The 25494-nt window shown below is 75.1% G+C and carries 19 protein-coding genes and 3 pseudogenes; 8 read left to right on the top strand and 14 right to left on the bottom strand.

The window, feature by feature from the left end:
* Positions 1-104: 104 nt before the first annotated feature.
* From ACQEVS_RS31065 to ACQEVS_RS31085, 5 genes are all read right to left on the bottom strand, one after another.
* Complete coding sequence (locus ACQEVS_RS31065) at positions 105-1349, bottom strand: wax ester/triacylglycerol synthase domain-containing protein (RefSeq protein ID WP_433026258.1); 1245 nt, start codon at positions 1347-1349, stop codon at positions 105-107.
* Positions 1346-2590, bottom strand: a complete 1245-nt coding sequence (locus ACQEVS_RS31070) for a glycosyltransferase (protein WP_433026261.1) — start codon at positions 2588-2590, stop codon at positions 1346-1348. Before ACQEVS_RS31070 ends, ACQEVS_RS31065 begins: the two co-directional genes overlap by 4 nt.
* Positions 2591-2822: 232 nt before the next feature.
* A complete protein-coding gene (locus tag ACQEVS_RS31075; RefSeq protein WP_433026264.1) occupies positions 2823-3413 on the bottom strand; it encodes a TetR/AcrR family transcriptional regulator in 591 nt (196 codons plus the stop codon).
* A 158-nt stretch (positions 3414-3571) separates the two neighbouring features.
* Positions 3572-4720 carry an amidohydrolase family protein gene (locus ACQEVS_RS31080; protein ID WP_433026266.1) on the bottom strand — a complete coding sequence of 383 codons (1149 nt, stop codon included), beginning with the start codon at positions 4718-4720 and terminating at the stop codon, positions 3572-3574.
* 1 nt (position 4721) lies between these two features.
* The gene (locus tag ACQEVS_RS31085) at positions 4722-6080 is read right to left on the bottom strand and encodes a glutamine synthetase (protein ID WP_433026269.1); all 1359 of its coding nucleotides are present in this window, start codon (positions 6078-6080) and stop codon (positions 4722-4724) included.
* A 1081-nt stretch (positions 6081-7161) separates the two neighbouring features.
* Here ACQEVS_RS31085 and ACQEVS_RS31090 point away from each other — a divergent pair.
* Positions 7162-7605 (top strand): polysaccharide deacetylase family protein, encoded by a 444-nt coding sequence (locus ACQEVS_RS31090; RefSeq protein WP_433026272.1) that lies wholly within the window; start codon positions 7162-7164, stop codon positions 7603-7605.
* Positions 7602-7739: a hypothetical protein gene (locus ACQEVS_RS31095; protein ID WP_433026275.1), complete on the top strand. Its 138-nt coding sequence runs from the start codon at positions 7602-7604 to the stop codon at positions 7737-7739. Before ACQEVS_RS31090 ends, ACQEVS_RS31095 begins: the two co-directional genes overlap by 4 nt.
* A gap of 24 nt (positions 7740-7763) precedes the next feature.
* On the opposite strand, the gene ACQEVS_RS31100 is transcribed toward ACQEVS_RS31095, so the two are convergent.
* The 4 genes and pseudogenes from ACQEVS_RS31100 to ACQEVS_RS31115 all read right to left on the bottom strand — a co-directional run bounded on the left by ACQEVS_RS31100 (position 7764) and on the right by ACQEVS_RS31115 (position 11825).
* Positions 7764-8393, bottom strand: coding sequence for a phosphatase PAP2 family protein (locus ACQEVS_RS31100; RefSeq protein ID WP_433026278.1), 630 nt, complete (start codon positions 8391-8393; stop codon positions 7764-7766).
* Between the two features lie 50 nt (positions 8394-8443).
* Positions 8444-9118, bottom strand: a complete 675-nt coding sequence (locus tag ACQEVS_RS31105; RefSeq protein WP_433026281.1) for a DedA family protein — start codon at positions 9116-9118, stop codon at positions 8444-8446.
* 283 nt (positions 9119-9401) lie between these two features.
* Positions 9402-11161 (bottom strand): annotated as a pseudogene (locus tag ACQEVS_RS31110) (carbohydrate binding domain-containing protein).
* A 268-nt stretch (positions 11162-11429) separates the two neighbouring features.
* Positions 11430-11825: a rodlin gene (locus ACQEVS_RS31115; RefSeq protein WP_433026284.1), complete on the bottom strand. Its 396-nt coding sequence runs from the start codon at positions 11823-11825 to the stop codon at positions 11430-11432.
* Positions 11826-12624: 799 nt separating this feature from the next.
* Between ACQEVS_RS31115 and ACQEVS_RS31120 the strand changes: the two genes are divergently transcribed.
* The 3 genes and pseudogenes from ACQEVS_RS31120 (at position 12625) to ACQEVS_RS31130 (ending at position 16075) form a co-directional block, all read left to right on the top strand.
* Complete coding sequence (locus ACQEVS_RS31120; RefSeq protein ID WP_433026287.1) at positions 12625-13635, top strand: isopenicillin N synthase family dioxygenase; 1011 nt, start codon at positions 12625-12627, stop codon at positions 13633-13635.
* A gap of 106 nt (positions 13636-13741) precedes the next feature.
* Positions 13742-15032: pseudogene (locus ACQEVS_RS31125) on the top strand (DUF692 domain-containing protein).
* On the top strand, positions 15029-16075 hold the full coding sequence (locus ACQEVS_RS31130) for a TIGR04222 domain-containing membrane protein (RefSeq protein ID WP_433026290.1): 1047 nt from the start codon (positions 15029-15031) through the stop codon (positions 16073-16075). Before ACQEVS_RS31125 ends, ACQEVS_RS31130 begins: the two are co-directional and overlap by 4 nt.
* Positions 16076-16106: 31 nt before the next feature.
* Here ACQEVS_RS31130 and ACQEVS_RS31135 read toward each other — a convergent pair whose 3' ends face one another.
* Positions 16107-16895 carry a putative hydro-lyase gene (locus ACQEVS_RS31135; RefSeq protein WP_433026293.1) on the bottom strand — a complete coding sequence of 263 codons (789 nt, stop codon included), beginning with the start codon at positions 16893-16895 and terminating at the stop codon, positions 16107-16109.
* 95 nt (positions 16896-16990) lie between these two features.
* Positions 16991-18403, bottom strand: a complete 1413-nt coding sequence (locus ACQEVS_RS31140; RefSeq protein WP_433028085.1) for an FtsW/RodA/SpoVE family cell cycle protein — start codon at positions 18401-18403, stop codon at positions 16991-16993.
* Positions 18404-18916: 513 nt separating this feature from the next.
* On the opposite strand from ACQEVS_RS31140, the gene ACQEVS_RS31145 reads away from it, so the two are divergent.
* Entirely contained in the window at positions 18917-19990 is a 1074-nt protein-coding gene (locus tag ACQEVS_RS31145; protein ID WP_433026296.1) for a S1 family peptidase, read from the top strand.
* A 66-nt stretch (positions 19991-20056) separates the two neighbouring features.
* On the opposite strand, the gene ACQEVS_RS31150 is transcribed toward ACQEVS_RS31145, so the two are convergent.
* Complete coding sequence (locus ACQEVS_RS31150) at positions 20057-21109, bottom strand: NAD(P)-dependent alcohol dehydrogenase (protein WP_433026299.1); 1053 nt, start codon at positions 21107-21109, stop codon at positions 20057-20059.
* Positions 21110-21237: 128 nt separating this feature from the next.
* On the opposite strand from ACQEVS_RS31150, the gene ACQEVS_RS31155 reads away from it, so the two are divergent.
* The gene (locus ACQEVS_RS31155) at positions 21238-22137 is read left to right on the top strand and encodes a helix-turn-helix domain-containing protein (protein ID WP_433026302.1); all 900 of its coding nucleotides are present in this window, start codon (positions 21238-21240) and stop codon (positions 22135-22137) included.
* 129 nt (positions 22138-22266) lie between these two features.
* Here the strand turns inward: ACQEVS_RS31155 and ACQEVS_RS31160 are convergent.
* Both ACQEVS_RS31160 and ACQEVS_RS31165 read right to left on the bottom strand, forming a co-directional pair.
* Positions 22267-23558, bottom strand: a pseudogene (locus tag ACQEVS_RS31160) (mannosyltransferase family protein).
* 92 nt (positions 23559-23650) lie between these two features.
* On the bottom strand, positions 23651-23938 hold the full coding sequence (locus tag ACQEVS_RS31165) for a TetR/AcrR family transcriptional regulator C-terminal domain-containing protein (RefSeq protein ID WP_433026305.1): 288 nt from the start codon (positions 23936-23938) through the stop codon (positions 23651-23653).
* 371 nt (positions 23939-24309) lie between these two features.
* On the opposite strand from ACQEVS_RS31165, the gene ACQEVS_RS31170 reads away from it, so the two are divergent.
* Positions 24310-25389 carry a hypothetical protein gene (locus ACQEVS_RS31170; RefSeq protein WP_433026308.1) on the top strand — a complete coding sequence of 360 codons (1080 nt, stop codon included), beginning with the start codon at positions 24310-24312 and terminating at the stop codon, positions 25387-25389.
* Positions 25390-25494: the final 105 nt, after the last annotated feature.

Consider the following 25494-nt stretch of genomic DNA (forward strand, 5'->3'; position numbering starts at 1 on the left):
GGGGTGCCATCACCAGTGGAATGGGTGCCTTCACCAGAGGAACGAGAGCCGATGGGAGGACGTTACTCCTGACGGGCGTCCCGTGGCCGGTGCGACCCGGCCGGTCACCGGCCCAGCGCGAGGATCTCCTCGCGCAGCAGGGCGGCGAGCCGGTCGGCGAGCGCGCGCCGGCCATGATCGGTGATCACGGCGAGCGTCGCGCCCGTCGTGTCCCGCGTCATGGTCAGCGCCAGCGGGTGCCCCGGGCTCAGCGGCGGCAGCAGCGACAGCCCGGTCAGCCGGGCCGCGCCCAGCGCCAGCGGCCCGGTGCGCTCCGCCAGGCTGCTGCACAGCACCGAGGCGTACAGCGGGGAGTCCACGTAGCGGCCCAGCGCGTCGGTGACGGGCCCGTGCCGCCGGGACGACGCCGCCACCGCGAGCGCCTGCGCCCGGGCCCGTTCCCGCGTCGCCGCCCGCCGGGTGAAGCCGTCCACCACGGCCAGCCGCTGCCCCGGACCGCCGCCCGCCGGCAGCGGGACGCGGACCGTCGCGTAGTGGTTGCCGAGCACCGCCGCCTCCCCGACCGGACGCACGTCCACGGGCACCATCGCGCAGACACCCGGCAGGAACGGCAGCCGCCCGGTCGCCTCCGCCGTCCGCAGCGCCCCGGCCGCGCCCGCCAGGAACACGGCGTTGGCGGACGCGCGCCCCGACGGCAGCGCGTCCCGGGCCGCGTCCAGCTCGGCGCCGGTCACGCGGCGCCAGGCGACCGCCCGGCGGGCGTCCACCGGACCGTGGAACGGCAGCGGCCGCGCCCGGGGCAGCAGGTCGGACAGGGCGTGCAGCGGCCGCCGTCGCGGCGCCGGGAGGATCGCACGGGCCTGTCCGGGGACGGCCGGCGGGCCGTCGAGCAGGTCCCGGACGAGCGCCAGCAGCGACCGGCCGTCGAGCAGCGCGTGATGCGCGCGGAGCAGCAGCGCGAACCCGTCCTCGCCGGCTCCGCCCGGCAGCAGGTGCAGCCGCCACGGCGGCCGCTCCGGGCCGAGCGGCCGGGCCAGCAGCCGGGCGACGTGCTCCTCCGGCGGCCCGTCCGGCGCGACGATGACGTGCCGGACGGGGTCCGGCCACGCCCCGGACGTCCACCTCGGCCACTCCGGACGCTCCGCGCCACCGACGACGAGCCGCAGCCGGCCATACCCCGACCAGCGCTTCTCGACGAGCGACCGCAGGCCGTCCGGTTCGGGCGCGGGCCCCGTGAAGCGGGCGAGCAGCGCCACGGTCATGCAGACGGCGCCGCTGCTCTGGTGCCGGTGCAGCCAGGCGTCGAGCGGGGGCATCGGGGTGCCCGCCGCGGCCTCCCGCCCTCTCACGGCGCCATCGCCGCCACCGCCCGCGCCACCGCGCCCGCGCCGTCCTCCCGGGCCAGCCGCTCCGCCAGCTCCGACGCCCGCGCGGCGAACCGGGGTTCGCGGGTCGCGCGGGAGAGCGCGTCGGCCAGCCGCCCGGCCGTCAAGGTGGACGGCGGCAGCGCCCCCGGGCTCACGCCCAGGCGCACCAGGCGCGACGCCCACCAGGGCTGGTCGGTCAGGTGCGGCACCGGGACGGCCGGCACCCCGGCCCGCAGCCCGGCCGCCGTCGTCCCGGCCCCGGCGTGGTGCACCACGGCGGCCGTCCGGGGGAGCAGCCAGCCGTGCGGCAGCGGCCCGACCGTGATCACGTCGTCGTCGGTCACCGAGAGCCCGGCCCAGCCCGCCTGCACGATGCCGCGCAGCCCGGCCCGGCGCAGCGCGCGGGCCGTGACGTCCCCGAGCCGCTCCGGATCGCCGGGCATCATGCTGCCGAACCCGACGAACACCGGCGGCGGCCCGGCCGCCAGGAAGTCCGTGACCAGGGACGGGGGTTGCCAGGACGGGCACTCGTGCGGCCACCAGTAGCCGGCCACCCGCAGCCCCGGACGCCAGTCCGGCGGCCGGGGGACGACCGTGCGGCTGTATCCGTGCCAGATCGGCCAGCGGCTCTTCTCCCGTTCCCTGCGCAGCAGATGGACGCTCCGGCAGGACAGGCCGAGCCGCGCGTGCAGCCGCCGGTTGGCCGCGGCGTAGAGCGCGTCGGTCACGGCGTTGACGGCCCGCGCCCGCAGCCGGTTGGCGTACCCGGGCGGCTGCCAGGGGAGGACGCAGGGCGGGAACGCCGAGGTGGGGGCGTCGGGTTGGAGGAACACGCCCATGCTGCGCACCTTGTGGTAGCGGGCCACCACCCGGCCGATGGGCGCGGCGAGGGTGGACAGCAGGACGAGGTCGGCCTTGGGGTCGACGGCCGTGAGCATCCCGTCCACCAGCCGTACGGCGGCCCGTTCCGTGGCGCGCGCGAGGTCGTGCAGGGCGCGCGGCGAACGGCGGGCGTCCTGGAAGGTGTTGTGCGCGGCGAGCAGTCCTTCGAACGGGTCCGGCTCCAGGGGCCGTGTCCGCAGCCCGCAACAGGTCACGGCGCCCGCGAATTTCGCGTGGGTGACGAGCTCCACCTCGTGTCCCTCGGCGACGAGCCGGTGCCCGAGGCCGGTGTACGGGACGACGGACCCCGTCGTGCCCGCGGTGATGATGTCGATGCGCAATGTTCCGGCCTTCCCTGCTCCCGGGCTTCCCCGGCCGCCGGGACGGTCCGGCGTGTCACGAGGCGTGTGCCTGCCGGAACAACGACGCGGCCCCCGGGCGGATACGGCACGGGTGCCACCCTGGGCGCAGATGTGCGGTTTCCGTGCGCCGGGGCGGCGGGCCGACGTCCGTCCGCGTCCGCGGACCCGGCACGCCATGGACGGGGCGCCGCGGGCCGCGGGCCCGCCCGCGTCACCCCCGCCGGCCGCACACCTCTCGGCCGCCCAGCACTCCGTCGAGCAGCCGGGACAGCGCCCAGGCGAAGTCGGCGCGGGGGTCGTCGCCTTGGTGGTGTGCTGGGCTGGTGTGGCCGATGGGGTGGGAGTTGAGGAGGTGGCCGAGGAGGAGGTTCCAGAGGGCACGGTAGGCGCGGGCGGCCTCGTCCGGCGGGAGCCCCGCCTCGGCGAGGGCGGCGAGGGCACCTTCGGCGAACGGCGCGGCCGCGTCGACGGTCCGCTCCCCGTCGGCGATGATCCGGGCGGCCCAGGGGTGCCGGGCCAGATGGCCGTGGGCCGCCAGCCAGTGCTCCCGGAGGCGCTCGCGGGGGCCACCGGTGCCCGTACCGCGCGGCAGCCGGACGGCCACGTCCTCGGCCAGCAGGGACAGCAGCTGGCCCCGGTCGGTGATGTGCCGGTAAAGAGACGCCTGGCCGGTGCCGAGACGCCGGGCGACCTGACGCACCGTCAGGGCGCCGAGGCCGTCCTCGTCGGCGATGCGGCGCGCGGTGGCGACGATCAGAGCCCGGGAGAGCGGACGCCGGCGGCCGGGGACTGGTGATGTCACACCGTCACCTTACACAGCGGAGCGTGATGACCCCGGGGGTCCGGAACCGCTCGCGGGCGTTGCCGAGCCCGGTCCCACCTGGCGCGAACGGCGTTCGCGCACGCCCCTTTCCCTCTCTTGAGGTCTCCGCGGTCACCTCGCGGCGGCAGCCGGGACGCTCAGCGCGCGGGCGGAGAGCCCGCCCTCCCCAGCCCGTACACCCGCCGCGCGTTCCCCGCGCCCACCAGTTCCGCGACCCGCGCGGCGTCCGTCGCCGACCAGGCTCCGTCGCCGACCCAGGTGGCCAGCAGCCGGTCCAGGCCGCGCCGGAAGAGGGCGGCGCCCACCACGTACAGCTCCGGGAGGCCGTACGCGTCGGTCGAGAACATCAGCTTGCCGAAGGGCGCCAGCTCCAGGGCCTCCGCCAGTACCGCCTCGGCCCGTGCCCCGCTGTACGACAGGGCAAGACCGATGTCGGCGTACACGTGCGGGAAGGCGTGGGCCAGGTAGGCGGCGCCGCGGTGGTACGGGTAGCAGTGCAGCAGCACCAGCGCCGAGCCGGTGGGGCGGACCGCGCGGGCGAAGTCGGTGAGCAGCGCCGGGTCGCAGCGGTGCAGCCGCAGGTCGGGGTCGCCGAAGCCGGTGTGCAGCTGGATCGGCAGGCCCGTCTCGGCCGCGGACCACAGCAGGTGGCGCAGCAGCACCGGGTCGGTCAGCCGGTCGCCCGGGGTCCGGTGGGCCAGCCACCGGTCGGCCGCCAGCCGTACCTCCGTCCGGCCGGGCGGGTTGGGCTCGAAGTCCAGTCCGTAGCGGTACGCGGCCACCGACTTGAAGGCGACGGCCCGTTCGGCGGCCGTCTCCACCGCGTCCGCGAGACGGGCGAGGAAGCGCGCCGGGCCGTCCGCCGTGTCGGCGACGCGCTCGGCCAGCCGCTCCAGCCGGACCACCTCGTGCCAGGCGGCCCCGCCCATCCGGCCCAGCTCCTGGGGGGACGTCAGGTCGCCGGGGATGCCGGTGTCCACCAGGTAGTCGGTGATGCCGGTGGCGCCGAGCAGCCGCCGTGCCGTCTCGGCCGGGCCCAGCTCGCGGCGGCGCTCCAGGTACTCGGCGGGCATGCAGTGCGGGTCGAGGCCGAGCAGCGGCGGGCACCAGCGGCGGACGGCGTAGCCGAGCTGGCTGTCGAAGAAGCTGGTGCCGGGTGCGGCGGGGGCGTCCGACTCGCTGAGGAAGGAGGCGAACGCGTCCGGGCCGAGGTCGGACCGGGCCACGCCGTGGCAGTGGTGGTCGACCAGGGCGGGCAGGGCGGGGGACGGGACGGCCGTGCTCACCTCAGTACCGCCCCTTCGTCGCGTCGGCGAGCTCCTCCGCCGTCGCCCCTCCGTACCGCTCGATCTCGCCGCGCCGGACGGCGGCGACCGCCGAGAAGAGGGGGTCGCCGAGCGCCTCGCGGAGCACTTCGGAGCGGGTGAAGCGGTCCAGGGCGGCGGGCGGCGAGTCCGGCAGCCGCCGGTGCCCGTCGCCGTGTGCGGGGTCGCCGGCGACGGGCGGCGGGAGCTCCGCGCCGGTCTCGATCCCGGCCAGCCCGGCGGCGAGCACCGCGCCGGTCACCAGATACGGGTTGGCGGTGCCGTCGAAGCACTTCACCTCGGCGTTGGCCTGGTCCTCGGCGTCCGGCGGCCCGGGGATGAACCGGAGGGCGGCCTCCCGGTTCTCCGGCCCCCAGCAGGCGTACGCCCCGGCCCACCGCGAAGGGCGCAGCCGCAGGTGGCTGGCGGGGGAGGGGGCGCCGAGGGCCAGCAGGGCGGGGAGCTCGCGGAGCACGCCGGCGAGGAACGCGGCGCACTCCGCCGTCATCCCGCAGGGGCCGTCGCCGCCCCGGCACAGGTTCCGCTCCCCGCGCAGCAGGCTCAGGTGCAGATGGGCGCCGTTGCCGACGGTGTCCGGGGCGACGACGGGCCCGAACAGGGCGTCGAGGCCGTGCGCGTGGGAGACCGCGCGGACCGTCTCCCGGACGAGCACGGCCAGATCGGCCGCGCCGACCGGGTCGGCGGGGGCCACCGACACCTCGAACTGGCCGGGCGTGTACTCCGGATGGAGTTGCAGTACCTCCACGCGCTGGGCGGTGAGGGCGTCGAGCACGTCCCCGAGGTAGCCGGACAGCTCGACCAGCCGGGCCATGCCGTAGGCCGGCCCCGCGCCGGGCGGCGGCCCGCCCGGCCCGGACCCGTCGCGGCGGGCGACCACCCACTCGGTCTCGAACCCCATCCGCGGCCGCAGCCCCCGTTCGGCCGCCCGCGCGGCCATCCGGCGGGCGAACCGCCGCTGGCAGCCGGTGTACGGGCGCCCGTCCTGCTCGAACCGGTCGGCGGGCGCCCAGGCCCAGCCGCGCTGGGCGGCCAGCACGGTCAGCCGGCCGAGGTCGGGGAAGAGGCGCAGGTCGCCGTCGGGACCGCCGGTGTACGGGCTGGTGACGCTGGAGTCGTCGGTGAGGTAGACGTCGAAGACCGGCGACATCCCGACGCCCCACCGCGCCGCGTGCGCGAGCCGGGCGGTGGGGACGGCCTTGACGCGGGTGATGCCGGCGTTGTCCACCCAGGTGAGCGCGACGGCCCGCACCCCGAGCGCGGTGAGCTGCGCGGCCTCCTGCCGGGCGGCCGACTCCGCGCGTTCCCGTTCCGGCCTCTGCATGCTGGGCTCCTCCGCCGGGGTGCTCAAAGGGGGACAGGGACGACGGCATCCGGTGAGGGCCCGCCGCCTGGATCCTCGGCCGGATTCTTCCGTATTTCACCTCGGCGGGGGGCCGTTCGGGGGAAGCGGCCGCGGTGTGGCGGCCGGTCCGCCACCCGGCGCTCGACCTGCGCACCGGCCTCGGTCGGCAAGGGGCAGCGGGCGTCGTCCACGGTCGGTATCGGACGTCGCCGGTGCGGCGGCCGATCGGAACCGGTCATCACGTCCGGCCGCCCCCAGCCGCCCCGGCCGTGCAGGAAAGCCGCATGCCGAGAATCGATCGGACCGGACGAGCGCCGCCGCTTCGTCACCGAGGCCGTGCTCCGCCTCGTCGCCCGCGGCGGGCCGGAGAGCGCGTCGCTGTGCGACGTGGCCGCGCTGGTCGTCGGATCGTCCGGCACTGCTTCGCGTGCGCGCCGTCCTCCGTCGGCGTCTCTCGACTCGCCGCGCGCCGCCCGGACCTGAGGCCGCGACGGCTGCCGCGCCCGGGCGCGGTCCGGACGGCGGACCCATCGGTTGCGGGAGCGGATACCTGCCCTGAGGCTGGAGCCAAGATCACCGATCCAGCTCGGGTGCTCGTCCCGGAGCGGTGCCTCTCCGCGCCCACCGGCACCGGGCGTGAGGTGCCGGACCGGCCGCCCGCCGCCGGTCCGCACCGTTGAGGAGTCAGCATGTCGGAAATCCGTGGCGTCCTCCGGCGCGGCCGCGGACGCCACCGGCGCCGCAAACGGGTGCCGTTGAAGACGGCCGCCGCCGCGGCCGTACTGGTGGCCGGCTCGGCCTTCGCGATGAACGCGGTGGACGACCGCCCGGAGTGCGAGCCCCAGGCCCGGCCGGGCGGCGCGCACGACGACCACCGGCACGGCACGGCCATGGGCACCTGCGGCACCCGTCCCACCGCCGCCCACGACCACCGGCCCGAGGGCCACGGCGCCCCCGAGGGCGCCGGCCACCCCCGGCCGGTGGCCGGCAGGCACCGGCCCTGGTCCCCGAGCCGGCCGCCGGCTACGACCGGGAGCGCTGCGGCAACACCTCCGGCCGGGTGCTGCTCTCCCTGGACGACTGGGCCTACAGCGACCCCGAACGCGCCACCCGCATCGGTGCCCAGCTCCAGGCCCAGGGCGTCCGCGCCGCGTTCTTCCTCATCAACAAGTACGCCTCCCAATACCCGCAGATCACCGCGACGCTCCGGCAGCAGGGCCACTGGGTCGGCAGCCACACCTGGTCCCACCGCCAGCTCACCCGGCTGACGGACCAGGAGCTCCAGGACGAGCTGCGCAACGGACTGCCCGGCAACTTCCTGCGCCCGCCCTACGGCGACGTCGGCCCGCGCGAGACGGAGGTCGCCGCGAGCATCGGGCAGCGCGTGTGCAACTGGACGATCGACACCCTCGACTGGCAGCAGACCGACGGCGCCTTCCGCGACGCCGAGGCGATCCGGACCGCCGTCCGCGAGGCCACCCCGAGGAGAAGAACAACGGGGTGATCCTCGGCCACCTCTTCAGCAACTTCCCCGACGCCCTCTCCGGCATCATCACCGACCTGCGTGAACAGGGCTACCAGATGTGCCGCAACACCGGCCCGACCACCGACCAGGTCCCGTACCCCCTCCAGTGCTGACCCCTCCACCACCCGCCCCGGCCGTCACACGGACGGTCGCACGGACGACAGCAGGAGGCCGCGCAACGGTCCCTTGCGCGCCCGCGCCACCCAGGGCGCGCCCCGCGCGGCCGACACGGTGAGCGGCGCGGCCAGGACGACGCCGAGCAGCGCGCCCGCCGCCACGTCGTGCGGATAGTGGGCGCCCACCCAGACCCGGGAGGCGGCCATCATCACGGCGGCCGGGACGGCGCCCGCCGCCAGCACCCGGTCCACCACCCAGAGCGCCGCCGCCGCGGCGAAGGCGACGGCCGCGTGGTTGCTGGGGAACGACCAGTCGCCCGGCGGGGGACACGCCTCCAGCGTGAACCGCCCGGGCAGCGACCGGCACGGCCGGTCCTCCCGCACCAGCTCCTTGAGCGCCACGTTCACGCCGTACGCCAGGGCCACGATCAGCGGCACGGCCAGCGCCCGCGCCATCACCGGGGCGTCCGCCCGGCGCGCCCGCCACCAGGCGGCCGTCATCAGCGCGGCGAACGCGGTGAGCCCGAGCGCCGACCAGGCGGACGCGGTGTCGTTGAGCAGCCAGGGAGCGTCCCGCGCCGCCCGGGTGACCTCCGTGTAGAGGCCGCCGTCCAGGCCCGATCCGTCGAAGGCCAGCGGAGTGGCCGTCATGTCCCCTCCCTCGTGTCCCTCATGGCCGCCGCCGTGCCCGTCCGCCGCTCCTACCCACGCCCGCCGCGCGTACCGGCCCCCGCCCGGCGGCGGGCGCGCAGCAGTTCCACGGCGAACGGCAGCAGCGAGAGCGCCACCACCGCCGCGACCAGCGGCAGCAGATACCGGTCGACGTCCGGGACGACGGACCCCAGGGCGTACCCCGCCAGCACCAGCCCGGCCGTCCACACCAGCCCGCCGGCCACCTGCCACACCAGGAAGACGCGCCCCGACACCGCCAGCGCCCCGGCCAGCGGGTTGAGCACCGTCCGCACCACGGGCACGAACCGGGCGAGCACCACCGCGCGGGCGTGCCCGTACCGGCCGAGCAGCTCCTCGGCCCGCGCCGCGCCGTCCAGCAGCCGCCGGTTGCGCGAGCGGGCGAGCAGCGTCCGGCCGCCGCGCCGCCCGATCAGATAGCCGCACTGCGCGCCGGCCAGCGCCCCGGCCGCCGCGCACACCAGCACCTCGGCGAGGTCCAGGCGCGGCCCGCCGTGCGCGCCGGGCCGGCACAGCAGGCCGGCGGTGAAGAGCAGGGAGTCCCCGGGCAGGAAGAAGCCGATGAGCAGACCGGTCTCGGCGAACAGGACGACCGCCACCCCCACCGCACCGAAGGAGGTCAGCAGCGAGGAGGCGTCGAGGAGGTCGACGGCGAGGGCGGCGGGCGGAGCGGGCGCGAACGACACGGCTGAGCGGCCTCCGGCGGTCGAGGGCGGTGGCCCGCCCGTCGCGACGGTACGGGCCGGACGTCTACACGGCGGTGGACGGTCTACGCGACTGTAGACGATCCGGGGCGGCCGACGGGCGCCTTGACCGACTCCATACGGGGCCCGGCCGCGTCCGCGCGCGGGGGCGCGCACCACCCGGCCGGGGCGCCTTCCGGACCCGTCCGGGTGACGCGCGCCCCCGCCGGGGGAACGGCTCGGGGCCCGCCGGCCGTCCGGCGGGCCCCGCGTACCGGACGGCGTGTCAGCCGAGCGTGATGTCGTCCGCGAGGACGGCCCCCTGCCCGAACCAGCCGTGCACATAGACCGTCACCCGGCCGGTGGAGTCGGTCGTGAAGGGCACGGACAGCCGGGTCCAGTCACCGCCGGACGCCCAGCGGCTCGCGTTCGCCCCGCCCGAGACGCCGAGGAACGCGTAGTCCCCCCGCACCCAGCCGGTGAGCGTGTACGAGGTGGCGGGGGAGAGGGTGAGGGTCTGCCGGCACTCGCCGGTCCCGCCGCTCGTCGGCACGGTCCGCAGCGCGTAAGTGCCGCCGTGCACCGGGCTCTTGACCACCGACGCGCCGTCGTCGCACGTCCACGGCCCGATGGAGCCGGACTCGAAGTCGCCGTTGACCACCCGGCCGGGCGTGCCGGAGCCGGTGACGGTCAGGGTGAACGACGCCGAGTGGCTCCCCGACGGCGCGGTGCCGGTGACGGTCACCGGGTACGCGCCGGGCGCCGCGTCCTTGGCGACGGTGAACGTGAGCCGCGCCGACTCGCCCGCGGTCACCGACGCCGGGCTGAACTCCGCGGTCACCCCCTTCGGCAGACCGCTCGCCGAGAGCCGCACGGTCTGTGCCGGACCGGACACCGCGCGCGTGGCGACGGTCGCCGTGGCGGTGCCGCCCGGCGGCGCGGAGGCCGCGCCGGGGGAGACGGACAGGGAGAAGTCCTGCTGCGTGGAGCCGCCGCCGGTGAAGGGCGCGAAGGTGTGGGTGAAGTACCAGGTGTCCTGGGCGATCCCCGAGCAGGTGTCGGACCCCTTGGTGCCGGGGCAGCCGCCGTTGTCGCGCTGGAGGGCCCAGAACGAGAGGGTGTTGATGCCCTTGCCGACGGCCCAGTCGTAGACCTTGACCGCGTCCTGGGTGGTGAAGGTCTCGGCGGGCCCGTAGTCGTCGATGCCCGGCATCTCGGTGACGCCGACCATCGCCCACCGCTGCGCGTCGCTCCTGTCCGGGTAGAGCTGGGCGAGTTGGCCGTGCAGGCCCTCGGCGGCGGTGATGGTGTCGGCGGCCATGTCGTGCTGCGCGCCGTCGTAGTAGTCGAACGTCATGATGTTGACGACGTCCACCCGGGCGCCGTTGTCGACGGCGTTGCGCAGGACGGCGAGCCCGCTGTCCGCCAGGCCGTGGGTGGTGGTCGGCAGGGTGTAGGCGAACTGCACGGTGCGCCCGTTGGCGGCGGCCCAGTCCTGGACCTTCTTGATCGCCTTGTTGCGGCGGTCGATCCCGGCGGTGTTGGTCAGCGAGTTGTCCTCGATGTCCAGGTCGAGCCGGGTGACGTCGTAGGTGGTGATGACCTTCTCGAACGCCTCGGCTATCCGGTCGACGTCGGTGCAGCTGTCGGCGAGTTCGGTGCCGCCGTTGTCGGCCGCGTACCCGCCGAAGGACGGGATGACGTCCCGCCCCGGGCGCGGATGGCCGCGATGTCGGAGCCGAGGACGGAGGTATCCACCGGCTTGCCGGTGTCGCCGTTCCAGTAGGGGGTGCAGGAGCCCTTGGCCTCGGTCTGGAGGAAGGCCAGGGTGAGGTGCTTCGCGCCCGACTTCTCGGCGAGCGCTGCCGGGCTGTCGGAGCCGTAGGTCTCGAAGTAGGGCGCGAAGACCCGTGGGGGTAAGGGGGTGGCCGCGGTGGCGGCGGTACCGGCGGTCGCCGTGCCGGCGCCGCCGAGGGCGAGTCCCGCGCCGGCCCATGCGGTGGCCAGCGCGGCCACCACGGCGCGGACGGACAAGCGTCGTCTCAACGGATGCTCCCGGTGACTGAGGTGTTCACGAGGTGGGGGCGGTTGCGCGCTGAACATCGTTGGACTGGACCAGAGTTGCGTCAAGGGGCCAGGAACCGGCAATTCCCGACGGCCCGGAGAGGGGAATCCCCGTCCGGGCCGGAAATCCGCGAGGCCCCGGCAGGCGGGTGAGGAAAGCCGTCACCGCCGAGCGGACGTGAAAAAAGAATCCCCCGATTCCGGCACGGATGCCGGAACCGGGGGATTCCCCTGGAACCGCGGTGCTACGTCAGCCGTTGGCGGAGCCGTTGCCCGACAGGATCGGCAGATCGTCGAGGATGTGCGACAGCGGGTCGTCACCGTCGTTGATCGTCGAGTTGTCGGTGCACTGCTGCTCCTGCTCCGACGAGAGGATCGGGATGTCCTGCAGGCCGACGTTGACCAGAGCGACGATGTTCTGGATGTTGGCCCGGCCGAGGCCGATGCAGAGCTTGTTGAGCGAGCCCTGGACCAGGCTCATCTGCGGGCTTTCCTTGCCGCCGGTCTTGGTGTTGCCGTAGCCGGTCTTGGCGCCGTTCCCGTTGACGGCGTCCTGCTCGTCGCCGGCCCATGCCATCGCGGGAGTGGCCATGGCGCCGATTGCGGAAGCCGTCACCGCGGCCGTGGCGATTGCCTTCTTGAGCACGTCTATGCCTTTCGATCGAAGAGGTTTTTTCCCGCTGGGAAGCGAACTGAGTAACTGTGACCGTTTTGGGAAGTTCCGGGATTTCACTCATTCGCCCCATCGCCGCTCGTCGGGGCAGGTGCGCGGAGCCGCCGCGGCCTTCCGGCCCGTCTCGCCGCGGTGGTCGCCGGTGGGGGACGGTCACCGGGGGTGCCTGTGAGTGACGCTGTCCGGACGCTGTGCGTCCGGCTGGTAGCGTGCGGTGCGCGGCGGGGTCTCCCGGCCGTCGGCCCGCCCGGACGGCGCCCCCACGCGACGCGCCGGGCGGGCCTGCCGCGGCTCGCTCCGGCCTCCTCCCGCTCCCGTCCCGGCCGCCTGTCGGCTGGCGGATGGTCTCCGGCCGGCCCTTGTCCGGCGCGGCCTTCACCCAGGTCAATGGGTGTGACGAGGGGGACACCGACAATCGCTCGGCGGTCGTATACGCTCTTTCGTGTGAATCTGCTTGTAAAGCGACGCCACGTGGACTTCCTGCGCGTCACGAGCATGTCCTGTCGCCTCTCCGGCTGACCCGCGCCTGCCGCCGCCCGTCCTTTCCGACCGGGCCGGGGCGCTCCCCGCGCTGACCCCGCGCGCTCTCCCGCGCTCCTTCTCAGCGTTTTTCCGCGCTGTTTCCCAGCGCTTTCGCACCGCTCGCACTTCGCACCGGGCACCCACCCGTTCCGACTCCGCGCGCCCCGCTCCGCCCTGCCCGTATCCGGGCGGCGGTGCGGGACGCGCGGGGAGCACGGGTGTACCCGGGCCCTCACGCTGTGGACATCTCATGAACGACAAGCTCCCCGTCATCGACCTCTCCGCCGCCTCCGGCACCCCCGAGGACCGCGCCCGCCTCCACGAGGCGCTGCACGCCGCCGCCCGGGACGTCGGCTTCCTCCACCTGACGGGCCACGGCATCACCGACGACGAGACCGCCGCCCTGATGCGCACCATGCGCGCCTTCTTCGCCCTGCCGGAAGCCGACCGGCTCGCCATCAGCAACCTCAACTCCCCCCACTTCCGCGGCTACACGCGCATCGGCGACGAGCGCACCGGCGGCAGCCGCGACTGGCGGGACCAGCTCGACATCGGGGCCGAACGCGAGCCCCACGCGCCCGCCGTCGACGAGCCCGGCTACTGGTGGCTGGACGGCCCCAACCAGTGGCCCGCCGCCCTCCCCGAGCTGCGCACCGCCGCCCTGCACTGGATCGACCGCCTCAGCTCCGTGGCCGAGCGGCTGCTCCACGAACTCCTCGCCTCCATCGGCGCCCCGGCCGACTTCTACGACGACGCCTTCGCCGACCGCCCCCACCTGCACCTCAAGCTCGTCCGCTACCCCGGCAGCGCCCCCGACGGCTCCGGTCAGGGCGTCGGCGCGCACAAGGACTACGGCTTCCTGACCCTGCTCCTCCAGGACGAGGTCGGCGGCCTCCAAGTGGAGGGCCCCGACGGGCGGTTCATCGACGTCCCCCCGCTGCCGGGCGCCTTCGTCGTCAACCTCGGCGAGCTCCTCGAAGTGGCCACCAACGGCTACCTCAAGGCCACCAACCACCGCGTCGTCAGCCCGCCCGGCGCCCGCGAGCGCTACTCCGTCCCCTTCTTCTACAACCCGCGGCTGGACGCCCGTATCGAGCCCGTCCCCTTCCCGCACGCGCACCGCGCCCCCGGCGTGACCCAGGACGCGGCGAACCCGCTGTTCGCCGAGTACGGCCGCAACGAGATCAAGGGCTGGCTGCGGGCCCACCCGGGCGTGGCCCGGCGCCACCACCCCGACCTGCTGGCCGCCCCCGTGGGGTGACCTGGATCACTCCACGGCCCTGTCCCGTTTCCCCCGGGGATTTATATGGTGAGCGGGCGGAATCACCCGGGGTCCCCAAGGCCCCGGGGGCCTTGGGGTGGGGATCATGAATGTCTCGGGGACGCTGGGGACGGGGATCGGCTGGCGGCCGGAGATCGCGGACGACATCGCGGCGCTGCCGGGCGTCGACTGGGTCGAGGTGGTGGCCGAAAACCTGTGCCCCGGCCGCCTGCCCGAGCCGCTGCGCCGGCTGCGCGCCCGCGGTCTGCCCGTCGTGCCGCACGGCGTCTCGCTCGGGCTGGGCGGCGCCGAGCGGCCCGACCTCGCCCGGCTCGCCGCCCTCGCCGACCTCGCGGAGGCCCTCGGCTCCCCGCTGGTCAGCGAGCACATCGCCTTCGTGCGGTCCGGCGGCAGGCTGCTGCCGTCCCACCGCCTGGAGGCCGGGCACCTGCTGCCCGTCCCGCGGACCCGGGACGCCCTCGACGTCCTCTGCGCCAACGTCCGGCTGGCCCAGGAGGCTCTGCCGGTACCGCTCGCGCTGGAGAACATCGCCGGCTACCTGGCCTGGCCCGACGAGGACTTCACCGAAGGCGCGTTCCTCGCCGAACTCGTCGAACGGACCGGCGTACGGCTCCTCGTCGACGTCGCCAACCTGCACACCAACCACGTCAACCGCGGCGAGGACCCGTCCCGCGCGCTCGACGAGCTCCCGGTGGAGGCCATCGCCTACGTCCACGTGGCCGGCGGCCACGAGCACGACGGCGTGTGGCACGACACCCACGCCCATCCCGTCGGCCCGCCCGTCCTCGACGTCCTCGCCGACCTGTGCTCCCGCGTCACCCCGCCCGGTGTCCTGCTGGAACGGGACGACGACTTCCCCTCGGCGGACGGGCTGGCCGCCGAACTCGACGCCGTCCGCGCCGTGACCGCCCGGACGTACGGCCCGGCCGGCCGTGTCGGCTGACCTCGACGCCGCCCGCCGGCGGCTCGCCCGCGCCCAGCACGGCCTGCTCTCCGCCCTCGTCGAGGACACCCCGCCGCCGGCCGGCTTCGACCCGGCCCGGCTGGCGGTGCAGCGCGACGTGCTGCTGACCAAGCGGCTCCGCGTCGTCGCCAAGGTCGCCCCGGAACTCGCCGGCATCCTCGGCGACCGGTACCGGCCGCTGTTCCTCGCCTACGCCGCCGGCCGGCCCATGGAGCACGGCTACCGGCGCGACGCCCGGGACTTCGCCCGCCACCTGCTGCGCACCGCCGCGGTCTCCGGCGAGCCGGCCCGGCGGCTGACGGAGTGGACTGCCGCGCCGGAGGAGACCACCCGGCCCGGCCCGCTCCGCCGCCTCGCGGCGGCCCTGTCCGCCCGGCCCGCGACGCGCCGACCGAAAGGCAGCGACCGATGATCCTTCTGCTTGTGCTGACCGTGCTGACCGTCGTCGCGCCCACGGTCTGGGTGCTGCGGCTGTGGTACCTGGGCCAGGGCGACGTGCTGCCCGGGGCCGGGCTCGACCGGCTCGACCTCGCCTATCTGACCGGCGGCGCGGGCCGCGTCGCGGACACCGTGATCACCGCGATGCACCAGGACGGGCGCGTCACCGTGGACGGCGGCCGGGTCACGGTCGTCAGCCCCGCCTCGCGCGACGCCCTGGAACGCGCGCTGCTGCGCCACTGCGGCAACGACTGGGCCCGTTCGCTGCGGAAGCTCCGCCGCGACCTGCGCGAGGACCCGGCCGTAGGGGACCTGCACCGCTCGCTGGTCCAACGGGGGGTGCTGCTGCGGCCGGACGTCCAGCGCTGGTGGCCCCGGGCCTCGTGGATCCAGCCGCTCGGGCTGCTGCTGACGGGCGTCGTCGCCCTGGTGACGTTCCGGCCCGCCTCGATCGCGGCCCTCGCCCTGGTCGGGTGCGGCATCACGGTGCGGCTGCTGTGTCGGCGGCGGAAGACGCTGATGCCCTTCACCTCGGAGGGCCGCCTGGCGGCGCGGGAGCGGATCGGCGCGGCCCCCTGGAACGAGCCCGACCCGGCCCGCCACCCGGAGGGCGCCGCGGGCGTGGTCGCGGTGGGCGGCACGGGCGCGCTGCCCGACGGCCGGCTGCGCCGGGAGTTCGAACGCGTCGCCGCACAGGGGCCGGCGCCCTCCCGGCGGTCGCGGAACGGCCGGAGCCACCGGAGCCCCTCGGACGCCGGCACCGCCGCGTCCTCGTCGTCCTCGTCGTCCTCCTCGTGGTCCTGTGGCGCGGTGCTCGTCGTCGGTGCCTCCTGCGGCGGCGGCACCACGCGCGACTCCGGTAGCTCGGCCGGGCACACCGGCGGTCTGCTCTGCTCGTCCTGTTCCGGCTGTTCCTCGTCCGACTCCTCATCGGGGTCGAGCTGTTCCTCGGGATCGAGCTGTTCGTCGAGCAGCTGCTCGTCGTCGAGTTGCAGCAGCAGCAGCAGCTGCTCCTGAAGGCCGGGAGGCGACGGGGCGGCGGCCGCCGTCACAGCACCCGGTACTCCTCGTCGCGGACGTCCGTGACGAGCATGTGCCCGGGGGCGTGGGTGATCGCGAAGGGCGGCGCGGAGGCCGCCAGGGCGGCCTGCGGGGTGACGCCGCAGGCCCAGAAGACGGGCACGTCCCCCTCCCGGGCGGCGCACGGGTCGCCGAAGTCCGGCCGGGCCAGGTCCGCGATGCCGAGTTCCGCCGGGTCGCCGGCGTGCACGGGCGCGCCGTGCACGGCGGGCATCAGCGCGGTCAGCCGGTGCGCGGTCGCGACCAGGCCGGCGGGGATCGGGCGCATGGACACCACGAGCGGCCCGCGGAGCCGGCCCGCCGGGCGGCACTGACGGTTCGTCACGTACATGGAGACGTTGCGGCCCTGCTCCACGTGGCGCAGCGGTACGCCCGCCGTGCGCAGGGCGCCCTCGAAGGTGAAGCTGCACCCGATGAGGAACGCGACGAGGTCGTCCCGCCAGACGTCGCCGACGTCGGTGGGCTCGGCCACCGGCCGCCCGTCGCGCCAGACGCGGTACTTGGGCAGGTCGGTCCGCAGGTCGGCGCCCGGGGCGAGCGGGGTGGTGACGCCGCCCGGCTCGGTGACGTCGAGGACCGGGCAGGGCCGCGGGTTGCGCTGGGCGAAGAGGAGCATGTCGTACGCCCAGTCGGCCGGAACGGCGATCAGGTTGGCCTGGGTGTGGCCGTCCGCCCAGCCCGCGGTGGGCTCGGCGCGGCCGGAGCGGAACGCGGCCCGGGCGGCGGCGGGGGTGGTGGCGTGCGGGGGTGTGCGCATGGACACCTCGCCGGTGTGAAAGGGGCGGTGGTGTCAGACGACGATAGGGATTGTTGAACAACGGGGCAAGGGGTCGTGCCCGCGCGGGAGTTGGGCTACCGATGGATCATCTGCGTCGCCTGTTCGTCCACTCCGGCCGCCGCCGGGGCCGGGTCCGGCCGGCGGGCCGCATCGCTGATTTTGAGAAGGAGGCCGACGAGCACCCAGGTGGCGACCTGGGACGAGCCGCCCGAGGCGAGGAACGGCAGGGCCTTGCCGGTCAGCGGGATCAGGCCGGTGACCCCGCCGGCGACCACGAACACCTGGAGCGCGAGGGCCCCTGACAGCCCGGTGGCGAGCAGGGTGCCGAACGCGTCGCGCGCGCCCAGGGCCGTACGGAAGCCGCGCTCGACGAGGAGGGCGTAGAGCAGCAGGACGGCCATCAGGCCGGCCAGGCCCAGCTCCTCGCCGACGGTGGTGAGGATGAAGTCGCTGCGGCCGGCGAAGCCGATGAGGTCGGAGTGGCCGCTGCCGAGCCCGGTGCCCAGGACGCCGCCGCTGCCGAAACTGAAGAGCGCCTGGGCGGACTGGTCGGAGACGATGCCCGGCGGCCGGGGCGTGTCCCAGTAGGACATCGGGTGCAGCCAGGCGGAGACGCGGCCCTTCACGTGCGGTTCGAGGCTGCCGACCACCGCGGCGCCCACGGCGAACATCAGCAGGCCCGACACCACCCAGCCGCCGCGCTCGGTGGCCGCGTACAGCATGATCACGAACAGTCCGAAGAAGATGAGCGACGTGCCCAGGTCCCGTTCGAAGATGAGGACCAGCAGGCTCAGCAGCCACACGGCGGCGATCGGCCCGAACTGGCGTCCCCGCGGCAGCGGGAAGCCCAGGACGCGGCGGCCGGTCAGGGCCAGGGCGTCCTTGTACTGGGTCAGGTAGCCGGCGAAGAAGACGGCGATGCCGATCTTGACGAACTCGCCCGGCTGGAAGGAGAGGGCGCCCAGCCGGATCCAGCGTTTGGCGCCGTAGGCGTCCGCCCCGAAGAACGCCGGGGCCATCAGCAGCACCAGGGCGCCGAACACCATCACGTACGTGTACCGCCGCAGGTGGCGGTGGTCCTTGAGCAGCGCGGGCACGGCCAGGCAGACGGCCAGTCCGATGACGCTCCACAGCCGCTGGTTCCCCTCGCTCGGGGTGGCGTGGAACCGGATGGCGTACGAGAGGTCGAGGCGCTGCAGCAGGACCAGTCCCAGCCCGCTCAGGGCCACGGCCAGCGGCAGGATCAACGGGTCGGCGTACGGCGCGAACCGGCGGACCATCAGGTGCCCGGCGCCCGCGGCGGCCGACAGCCCGGCCGCGTACTCGAACAGGTCGTCCGGCAGCCGGTCCGCCGTGGCCAGCCCCACGCAGGCGTGGCCGAACAGGGTGAGCAGCACCGCGAAGCCCAGCATCAGCAGTTCCGCCCGGCGCGCCGGTGGCGCCTCCGGCCTCGCCCGCCTCGTGGTCCTTCCGCCTACCCCGCCCATGCGTCCCTCGGTTTCCGTGTGACCGTCGTCGCGGGACGCGGCGGTGCCGCGCCCTCCGGAGAAGAGTCCGTAGGCGGCCGAAGGGTTGCCGGGCGGGCGGCGGGAGATTTCGGTGTCCGTCATGTCACGGGTGGCTGAAGGGGCGGCCATTTACGGCCGTTGTGCGCGGGGGCCGGGGACGTGCCGGTGGTCCGTGCCGGTGGCCGTTGCCCGGCCGGGCGGCGGCCGTGACCTCTGGGAGGGTGGGCGGCGGCCCGGGGCGGGGGTGCCGTTCCGGGGTGCGGGACGGCCGGGGGAGGCGTCGCGGGGTGACCGGTTTCCCGTGTGTCCCAAGGGAGTCGGCGGGTGCCGTCCCTTGTAGACGGACGGGCGCGGTTCGATACTCGGCTCACGTTTGGCATGGACGCGACGATCGGCTTCCCCGTGCGGGTGGCATAACGTCGCAGCCGGCCCTTCGCCTACCTCCGGGCCCACCGCACCACGGCGGGCACACCCCCCTCACAGGAGGTCCAGTTGACTACACGACGCACACGCGCGCGCCACGCCGCCCTGGCCGCGGCCGCGGCGGCGGTCATGACGGCGACCGCCCTCGGCGCCCAGGGCGCGGGCGCGGCCCCCGCGCCGGACCCCGCTCCGCTGACCGACACCCAGGCCGGCGGGCTCGCCCACCGGATCACCCACGACCTAGGCGACCGGACCGCCGGCGCCTACTACGACGCCGCGGCCCGGAAACTGGTCGTCAACGTCGTCGACGCCAAGACCGCCGCCGCCGTGCGGGCGGCGGGCGCCGAACCACGCATGGTCGCCCGGTCGGCCGCACGGCTCGCCGCGGCGAGAAAAACCCTGGACGCCCAGGCCCGGATCCCCGGCACCGCCTGGGCGGTCGACCCGCGCACCAACCGGATCGTCGTCAAGGCCGACAGCACCGTGCGCGGCGAGCGGCTCGCCCGGCTCCACAAGGCCGTCGCCTCCCTCGGCGACGCCGCGACCCTCCGGCGGGTGCCGGGCGCCTTCCGGCCGACCCTCGCCGGCGGCGACGCCATCTGGGCCCCGAGCGCCCGCTGCTCCCTCGGCTTCAACGTCACCAAGAACGGGCAGGCGTACTTCCTCACCGCCGGGCACTGCGGCAACATCTCGTCCACCTGGTCCGACCGGCAGAGCGGCGCCGCCATCGGCAGGACGGTGACGTCCGTCTTCCCCGGCCACGACTACGCCCTCGTCAGATACACGGCGAACATCGACCACCCCAGCGCCGTCGACCTCTACGACGGCGGACAGCAGCCCATCTCCGGCGCCGCGGAGGCCGCCGTGGGCCAGTCGGTGCAGCGCAGCGGCAGCACCACCGGGGTGTACGGCGGCCAGGTCACCGGGCTCGACGCCACCGTCAACTACCAGGAGGGCTCCGTCACCGGAATGATCGACACCACCGTCTGCGCCGAGCCGGGCGACAGCGGTGGCGCCCTGTTCTCCGACTCGTCCGCCGTCGGCATCACCTCCGGCGGCAGCGGCGACTGCTCGTCCGGAGGCGAGACGTTCTTCCAGCCCGTCACCGACGCGCTGAGCGCCCTCGGCGCCCAGCTGCCCTGACGGGTACGGGACGGCCCCGGGCGCGCCCTTCCTGCGCCCGGGGCCGTGCTCGCGGTGCGTCCGGCGTCAGATGGTGGCCGTGTCGATGACGAACCGGAAGCGGACGTCGCCGGCCAGCACCCGCTCGTACGCCTCGTTGACCCGCGCGGCCTCGATCACCTCGACCTCGGCGGCGATGCCGTGCTCGGCGCAGAAGTCCAGCGTCTCCTGCGTCTCGGGGATGCCGCCGATCATCGAGCCGGCGAGCGACTTGCGGTGGGTGATCAGGGCGAACGCCGAGAGGGCCAGCGGCTTCTCCGGACCGCCGAGCTGGACCATGGTGCCGCCCGGGCGCAGCAGGCCCAGGTAGGCGTCCAGGTCCAGGTCGGCCGAGACGGTGTTGACGATCAGGTCGAAGGTGCCGGCCAGCTCCTCGAAGGTGGCCGGGTCGGAGGTGGCGCGGTAGTGGTCGGCGCCGAGCCGCAGGCCGTCCTCCTTCTTGCGCAGCGACTGGCTGAGGACGGTGACCTCGGCGCCCATCGCGTCCGCGATCCGCACCCCGAGGTGGCCGAGGCCGCCCAGGCCGACGATCGCGACCTTCTTGCCGGGGCCGGCCTGCCAGTGGGCGAGCGGGGAGTACAGCGTCACACCCGCGCAGAGCAGCGGGGCGGCGGCGTCCAGCGGGATGGCGTCCGGGATCCGGAGGACGTACTCCTCGTCCACGACGACGTGGGTCGAGTAGCCGCCCTGCGTCTGCTCGCCGTCCCGGCCGGTGGCGGCGTAGGTGCCGATCATGCCCGACTCGCCCGTGCAGTACTGCTGGAGTCCGGCCCGGCAGTTGTCGCAGGTGCGGCAGGAGTCCACGAAGCAGCCCACGCCGACCCGGTCGCCGACGGCGTACCGGGTGACCTCGGCGCCGACCGCGGCGACCTCGCCGGCGATCTCGTGGCCGGGGACGATCGGGTAGACGCGGTCGCCCCAGTCGCCCTGGACGGTGTGGATGTCGGAATGGCAGATGCCCGCGTACTTGATGTCGATGAGGATGTCGTGCGCCCCCAGGGCGCGTCGGGTGATGGTGGTCTTCCGCAGCGGGGCCTTCGGGGCCGGGGCGGCGTACGCGGCGACGGTCATGCTGTTCATGCCCCCGATCATGCGAGCCCGCGCGGCGCCCAGCCAGAACCCCGTTCAACGTAGGCTCGCGGTGCCTACCACTGACAGGACCACCCTCGCGGCGCGGGCCGTTCCGCGTGCTGGGGGACACTGGGGGGATGGACCAGCGCACAGAGCTCAGCGAGTTCCTCCGCTCCCGCCGCGCCCGGCTGCGGCCGGAGGACGTGGGGCTGACGCCCTTCGGCGGGCGGCGGCGGGTGCCGGGGCTGCGGCGCGAGGAACTGGCCCAGGTCGCGGGGGTCAGCGTCGCCTACTACACCCGGCTCGAACAGGGCCGGGGACAGAACGTGTCGACGTCGGTGCTGGACGCCATCGCCGACGCGCTCCGGCTGGACACGGCCGAACGGCACCACCTGCACAAACTCGCCCGCCCCGAGAACCGCCCGCGCCGCCCCGCCGACCGGCCGCAGCGCGTCCGGCCCGCCGTGCGGCACCTGCTGGACTCCATGGAGAACGTGCCCGCGCACGTGCTCGGCCGCCGACTGGACATCCTCGCCTGGAACCGGATGAACACCGCGCTGCTGGGCGACTTCGGCGCCCTGCCCCCGCAGCGGCGCAACATGGCCTGGATGGTCTTCCTCGACCCGGCGACCAGGGACCTCTACGCGGACTGGAACGGCAAGGCGTCCGACATCGTCGCGCTGCTGCGGTCGCACGCCGGCTGCTACCCCGACGACCCCGCCCTCGCCTCGCTGATCGGCGAGCTGTCCATGAAGAGCCCCGAGTTCCGGAAGCTGTGGGCCGCGCACGACGTCCGCGACAAGTGCTTCGGGATCAAGGAGCTGCGCCACCCCGTCGTCGGCCCGCTGACCCTCGCCTGCGAGACGCTGGTGCTGCCCGTGGACCAGGACCAGCGGGTGGTGACGTACCACGCGGAGCCGGGCTCGGCGTCCGCCGAGTCGCTGCGGCTGCTGGCGAGCTGGACCCTGGAGGCGGCCGGCGGCGGTGGGACGGCGGCACCCGCCGAGGGGAGCGACGCGGTGGCGGGCGAGCGCTGAACGGAGTGGGGTGGGCGTTGAGCGGTGTGTGGCGGTGCCGGCCGGTGTGTGGTGGGAGTTGAGCGGTGTGTGGCGGGTGCCGGCCGGTGTGCGGTAGGCGCCGGCCGGTGCGTGGCGGGTCCCGGTCCGTCAGCCGGCCCACTTGCCGGAGGTGAAGACCAGGGTGAGCACGGTCGCCAGGGGGCCGCCACCGTCAGGTAGGCGGCGCGGACCCACGGCCGCCGCACGCTCGCCACGGCCAGGGCGACCCAGAGCGGCCACCACAGCAGGGTGGCCCGGGGGACCGACATGTACCAGTACGAGGTGCCCAGCGCCCACAGACTCAGTCCGATGTACACCGCCTCCGGCCACTGCCGCCGCCACAGCAACAGGGCCAGCAGCAGCACCCCGACCACCATGGCGAGCAGCTCCGCCTGGAACATCGCGGCATAGGCGGTGGGGTTGGTGTGCGAGAAGGCGCCGTCCCAGGTGTGCTGCCACGCCTCCCACGGCGTGTGGAACTGCCGGTACCAGCCGCGCTCCTGCGCGTGCTTCCAGGCCATCCAGTCGCCGGTACGCGCCCGGAGGTACCAGCCGTAGACCAGGGCGGGCAGCACGGGGAGCGCGAGCCAGCCGGCCGAGCGCCACCGCCGGTGCCCCCGTCCGGACTCCCGCGCGGCGAGCAGGAACCGGACGACGAGCGCCGCCGCCAGGAACAGACCGCTGATCCGTACCGTCGTGGCCAGGGCACCCAGGACGGCGGCGAGCGCCCAGCGGTTCCGCTCGGCGGCCAGCCAGGCCGGCAGGGCGAAGGCGAGGAACAGGGCCTCCGTGTAGCCGACGGCCAGGAACACCGCGCACGGCGACACCAGCAGGAACAGCGCGGCCCGCGGCCCCGCCCGCTCCCCGGCCTCCGCCGGGAGGCGCAGCCGCGCGATGCGGGCGAGCGCCACGGCGGCCACCGCGCCGGCCGCGAAGGAGACCAGCAGCCCGGCCAGCGGCCAGCTCGGCACCACCGTGTGCACGGCCCGCAGGACCATCGGCAGGCCGGGGAAGAACGCCTCCCGGTTGTCCGGGTGGGCGGAGCCGGGTGCGCCGGGTTCGGCGAAGTAGCCGTGCTCCGCGATCCGCCGGAAGAAGTCCCAGTCCCAGCGCGCCCACAGCGACAGGAACGAGGGCGCCTGCCGGGCCTCGGGGTCCGGGGCGAACAGCCACGCGCCGCAGTACCCGGTGATCAGGACGGCGACCCTGGTGAGCGCGTAGAACCCGAGCACGGCCCGGTCGGCGGCGTCGAGCCGGCCGAGCCGCGGCAACCGGCCGGCGCCGGCCGGAAGCCCGCGGAGGCGGCCCGGGCCGCGCCCCCCGGGAGGCCCTTCCGCCGCCTCCTCCTCCACTGGGCACCGCGTTCCGGGCGGTGCCTTGGGTATCGGTATCCGGGCCATGCTGGGGCGCCTCCTGGCGAGCGGGATCGAGCAAACGGAACGCCACAGCACATCACAGACGCCACACCCCTCCCAAGCCGCAGCCCGGCCGACTACCCCGCCCCGGCCTCCCGCAGCACCCCCAGCCCGTCCAGCAGCAGGGCCAGCCCGAACTCGAAACGGCTGTCCATGTCAGGACCGGTGAGCTCCCCGGCCAGCGCGACGAGATGCGGATACCGCTCAGCGGACAAGGCGGCCAGCCGCTCCCGCGCCTCTTCGACGGCCTCGGCGGGCGACGCCCCGCGCTCCTCGACGGCCGACATGGGGACGGCCTCGTGCAGCGTCCTGGGCCTGTCGCCCACCGAGAAGGGCTGGACCATGGCGGCCTGCACGCCGTCCACCGCCGCCTCGGTCGCCGCCGGGCGGCTGGACGATAGCGGACGGGTCGTCAACACTGCCAGCCGCCGGGCTGCACCTCGCCGCGTTCGTTTCCGCCGGGGTGCCGGCCGGGGTCGCGGTGGTCGTCTTGGTGGTGATGCGGGGGCCTCGGGGTGACATCGGGGGTGAGCGGCCGGGGCGCTGGTGCGCCGGTCCTGACGGCCCGCTAGTGTTCCCCGAACGGAAGCCGGAACCACACGCGTTCACCCCTTCTCGGGCCGCGGGAGAGAACGAGTGGGTCCGGACGCGGCGGAGGGAGCCCCCAGCGGGGGTACGCCCTCTCCCCAACCGGAATCGTGCAGAGGTGGACACAACCCGAATGCGGGGACAGTTGATGACAGAGAGAGTCGCACAGCGGCGGTCGTCGGGCGTGCGGAAGGCGGCCGGGAAGGCGGCGGTGGTGCTGGCGGCCGGGGTCGTGGTCGCGGGCACCGCGTGGCCGGCCGCGGCAGCTTCGCCGGCGCGGACCGCGTCGGCGAAACCCGACTGCGGCGGTTTCCGCGCGTCCGCCGCGCCGGCGGCGCCCGCCGCCGACCAGGCCCAGACGCCGGAGGTGCCGCCGACCCTGGCGGGCAAGGGCGCGCTCTCCTACTCCGTCGCCTCCGCCCAGGCCCCCATCGGCCTGTGGTCCAAGGCCGGGCTGACCCTGCGCACCCCCGTCGCGAAGGGCACCGCCCGCCTCGACGTCAGCAGCCGCGGGTTCAGCACCGACTCGGTGACGGTCCAGCGCTACGAGCCCGCCAAGCACGCCTGGGTGGACCTCGACACCCGCTCCGGCGGCGGCAGCTGGCCGCACCACGGCACGTTCACCTTCCCGGTCTCCGCCCCCAAGGCGAGCGCCAAGCACCCGTACGCCGTGGCCCTGCGGTTCCAGGACCTCGACAGCCCGGGCACCCTCACCGTCAACGCGTCCGTCGCCGACGGCCGGGGCCACACCTACCGGGCGCCGGCCCGCACGGTGACCGCCACCCGGCCGCAGGTCTCCGTCGCCGGCTGGACGAACGGCACCGCCAAGCTGACGCGCGGCGGCGCGGCGCAGCCCTTCACCATCACCGTGCGCAACACCACCAACCGCGCCTACCCGGCGCTGAACGTCAACTACTTCGCCTACGGCGCCGGCAAGCGGCACGCGCTGACCCCGAAGGACCTGGTCCTCCAGCAGTACCGGCCGGGCCACGGCTGGGAGAAGGTCGCCCTGACGGCCGGCGGCTGCGACCCGGGCATGGGCGCCGCGCTGCTCCCGAACCGGACCACCCTCGCCCCCGGCGCCAAGGCCGTCTACCGGCTGCGGCTGGCCGTGGCCGGGTCCGCGCCCAAGGACGTGGTCACGGCGGACAGCGGGTTCTCGGTGAGCAACGGCGACCAGTCGTTCGCGAACAAGCGGCTGCCCTTCGCGATCCGCGCCGGCAAGTAGCGCGCGCGACGGCGGCAGGGCGGAGCCGCCCGGGGTTTCCCGGGCGGCTCCGCCGGTTTTCGGCGGGCAAAAGGTAGCGTTCGAGACGTCATATCCGAAATGTCC

This window comes from Streptomyces sp. CA-181903, from assembly GCF_050937075.1.
In the GTDB taxonomy this organism is placed as follows: Bacteria; Actinomycetota; Actinomycetes; order Streptomycetales; family Streptomycetaceae; genus Streptomyces.

Coding starts and splice junctions, on each gene's coding strand:
- ACQEVS_RS31085 (WP_433026269.1), bottom strand. CDS start 6,080: ATGCAGAGGCCGGAACGGGAACGCGCGGAGTCGGCCGCCCGGCAGGAG.
- ACQEVS_RS31100 (WP_433026278.1), bottom strand. CDS start 8,393: ATGACGGCCACTCCGCTGGCCTTCGACGGATCGGGCCTGGACGGCGGC.
- ACQEVS_RS31120 (WP_433026287.1), top strand. CDS start 12,625: ATGAACGACAAGCTCCCCGTCATCGACCTCTCCGCCGCCTCCGGCACC.
- ACQEVS_RS31130 (WP_433026290.1), top strand. CDS start 15,029: ATGATCCTTCTGCTTGTGCTGACCGTGCTGACCGTCGTCGCGCCCACG.
- ACQEVS_RS31135 (WP_433026293.1), bottom strand. CDS start 16,895: ATGCGCACACCCCCGCACGCCACCACCCCCGCCGCCGCCCGGGCCGCG.
- ACQEVS_RS31140 (WP_433028085.1), bottom strand. CDS start 18,403: ATGGGCGGGGTAGGCGGAAGGACCACGAGGCGGGCGAGGCCGGAGGCG.
- ACQEVS_RS31150 (WP_433026299.1), bottom strand. CDS start 21,109: ATGAACAGCATGACCGTCGCCGCGTACGCCGCCCCGGCCCCGAAGGCC.
- ACQEVS_RS31155 (WP_433026302.1), top strand. CDS start 21,238: ATGGACCAGCGCACAGAGCTCAGCGAGTTCCTCCGCTCCCGCCGCGCC.
- ACQEVS_RS31170 (WP_433026308.1), top strand. CDS start 24,310: ATGACAGAGAGAGTCGCACAGCGGCGGTCGTCGGGCGTGCGGAAGGCG.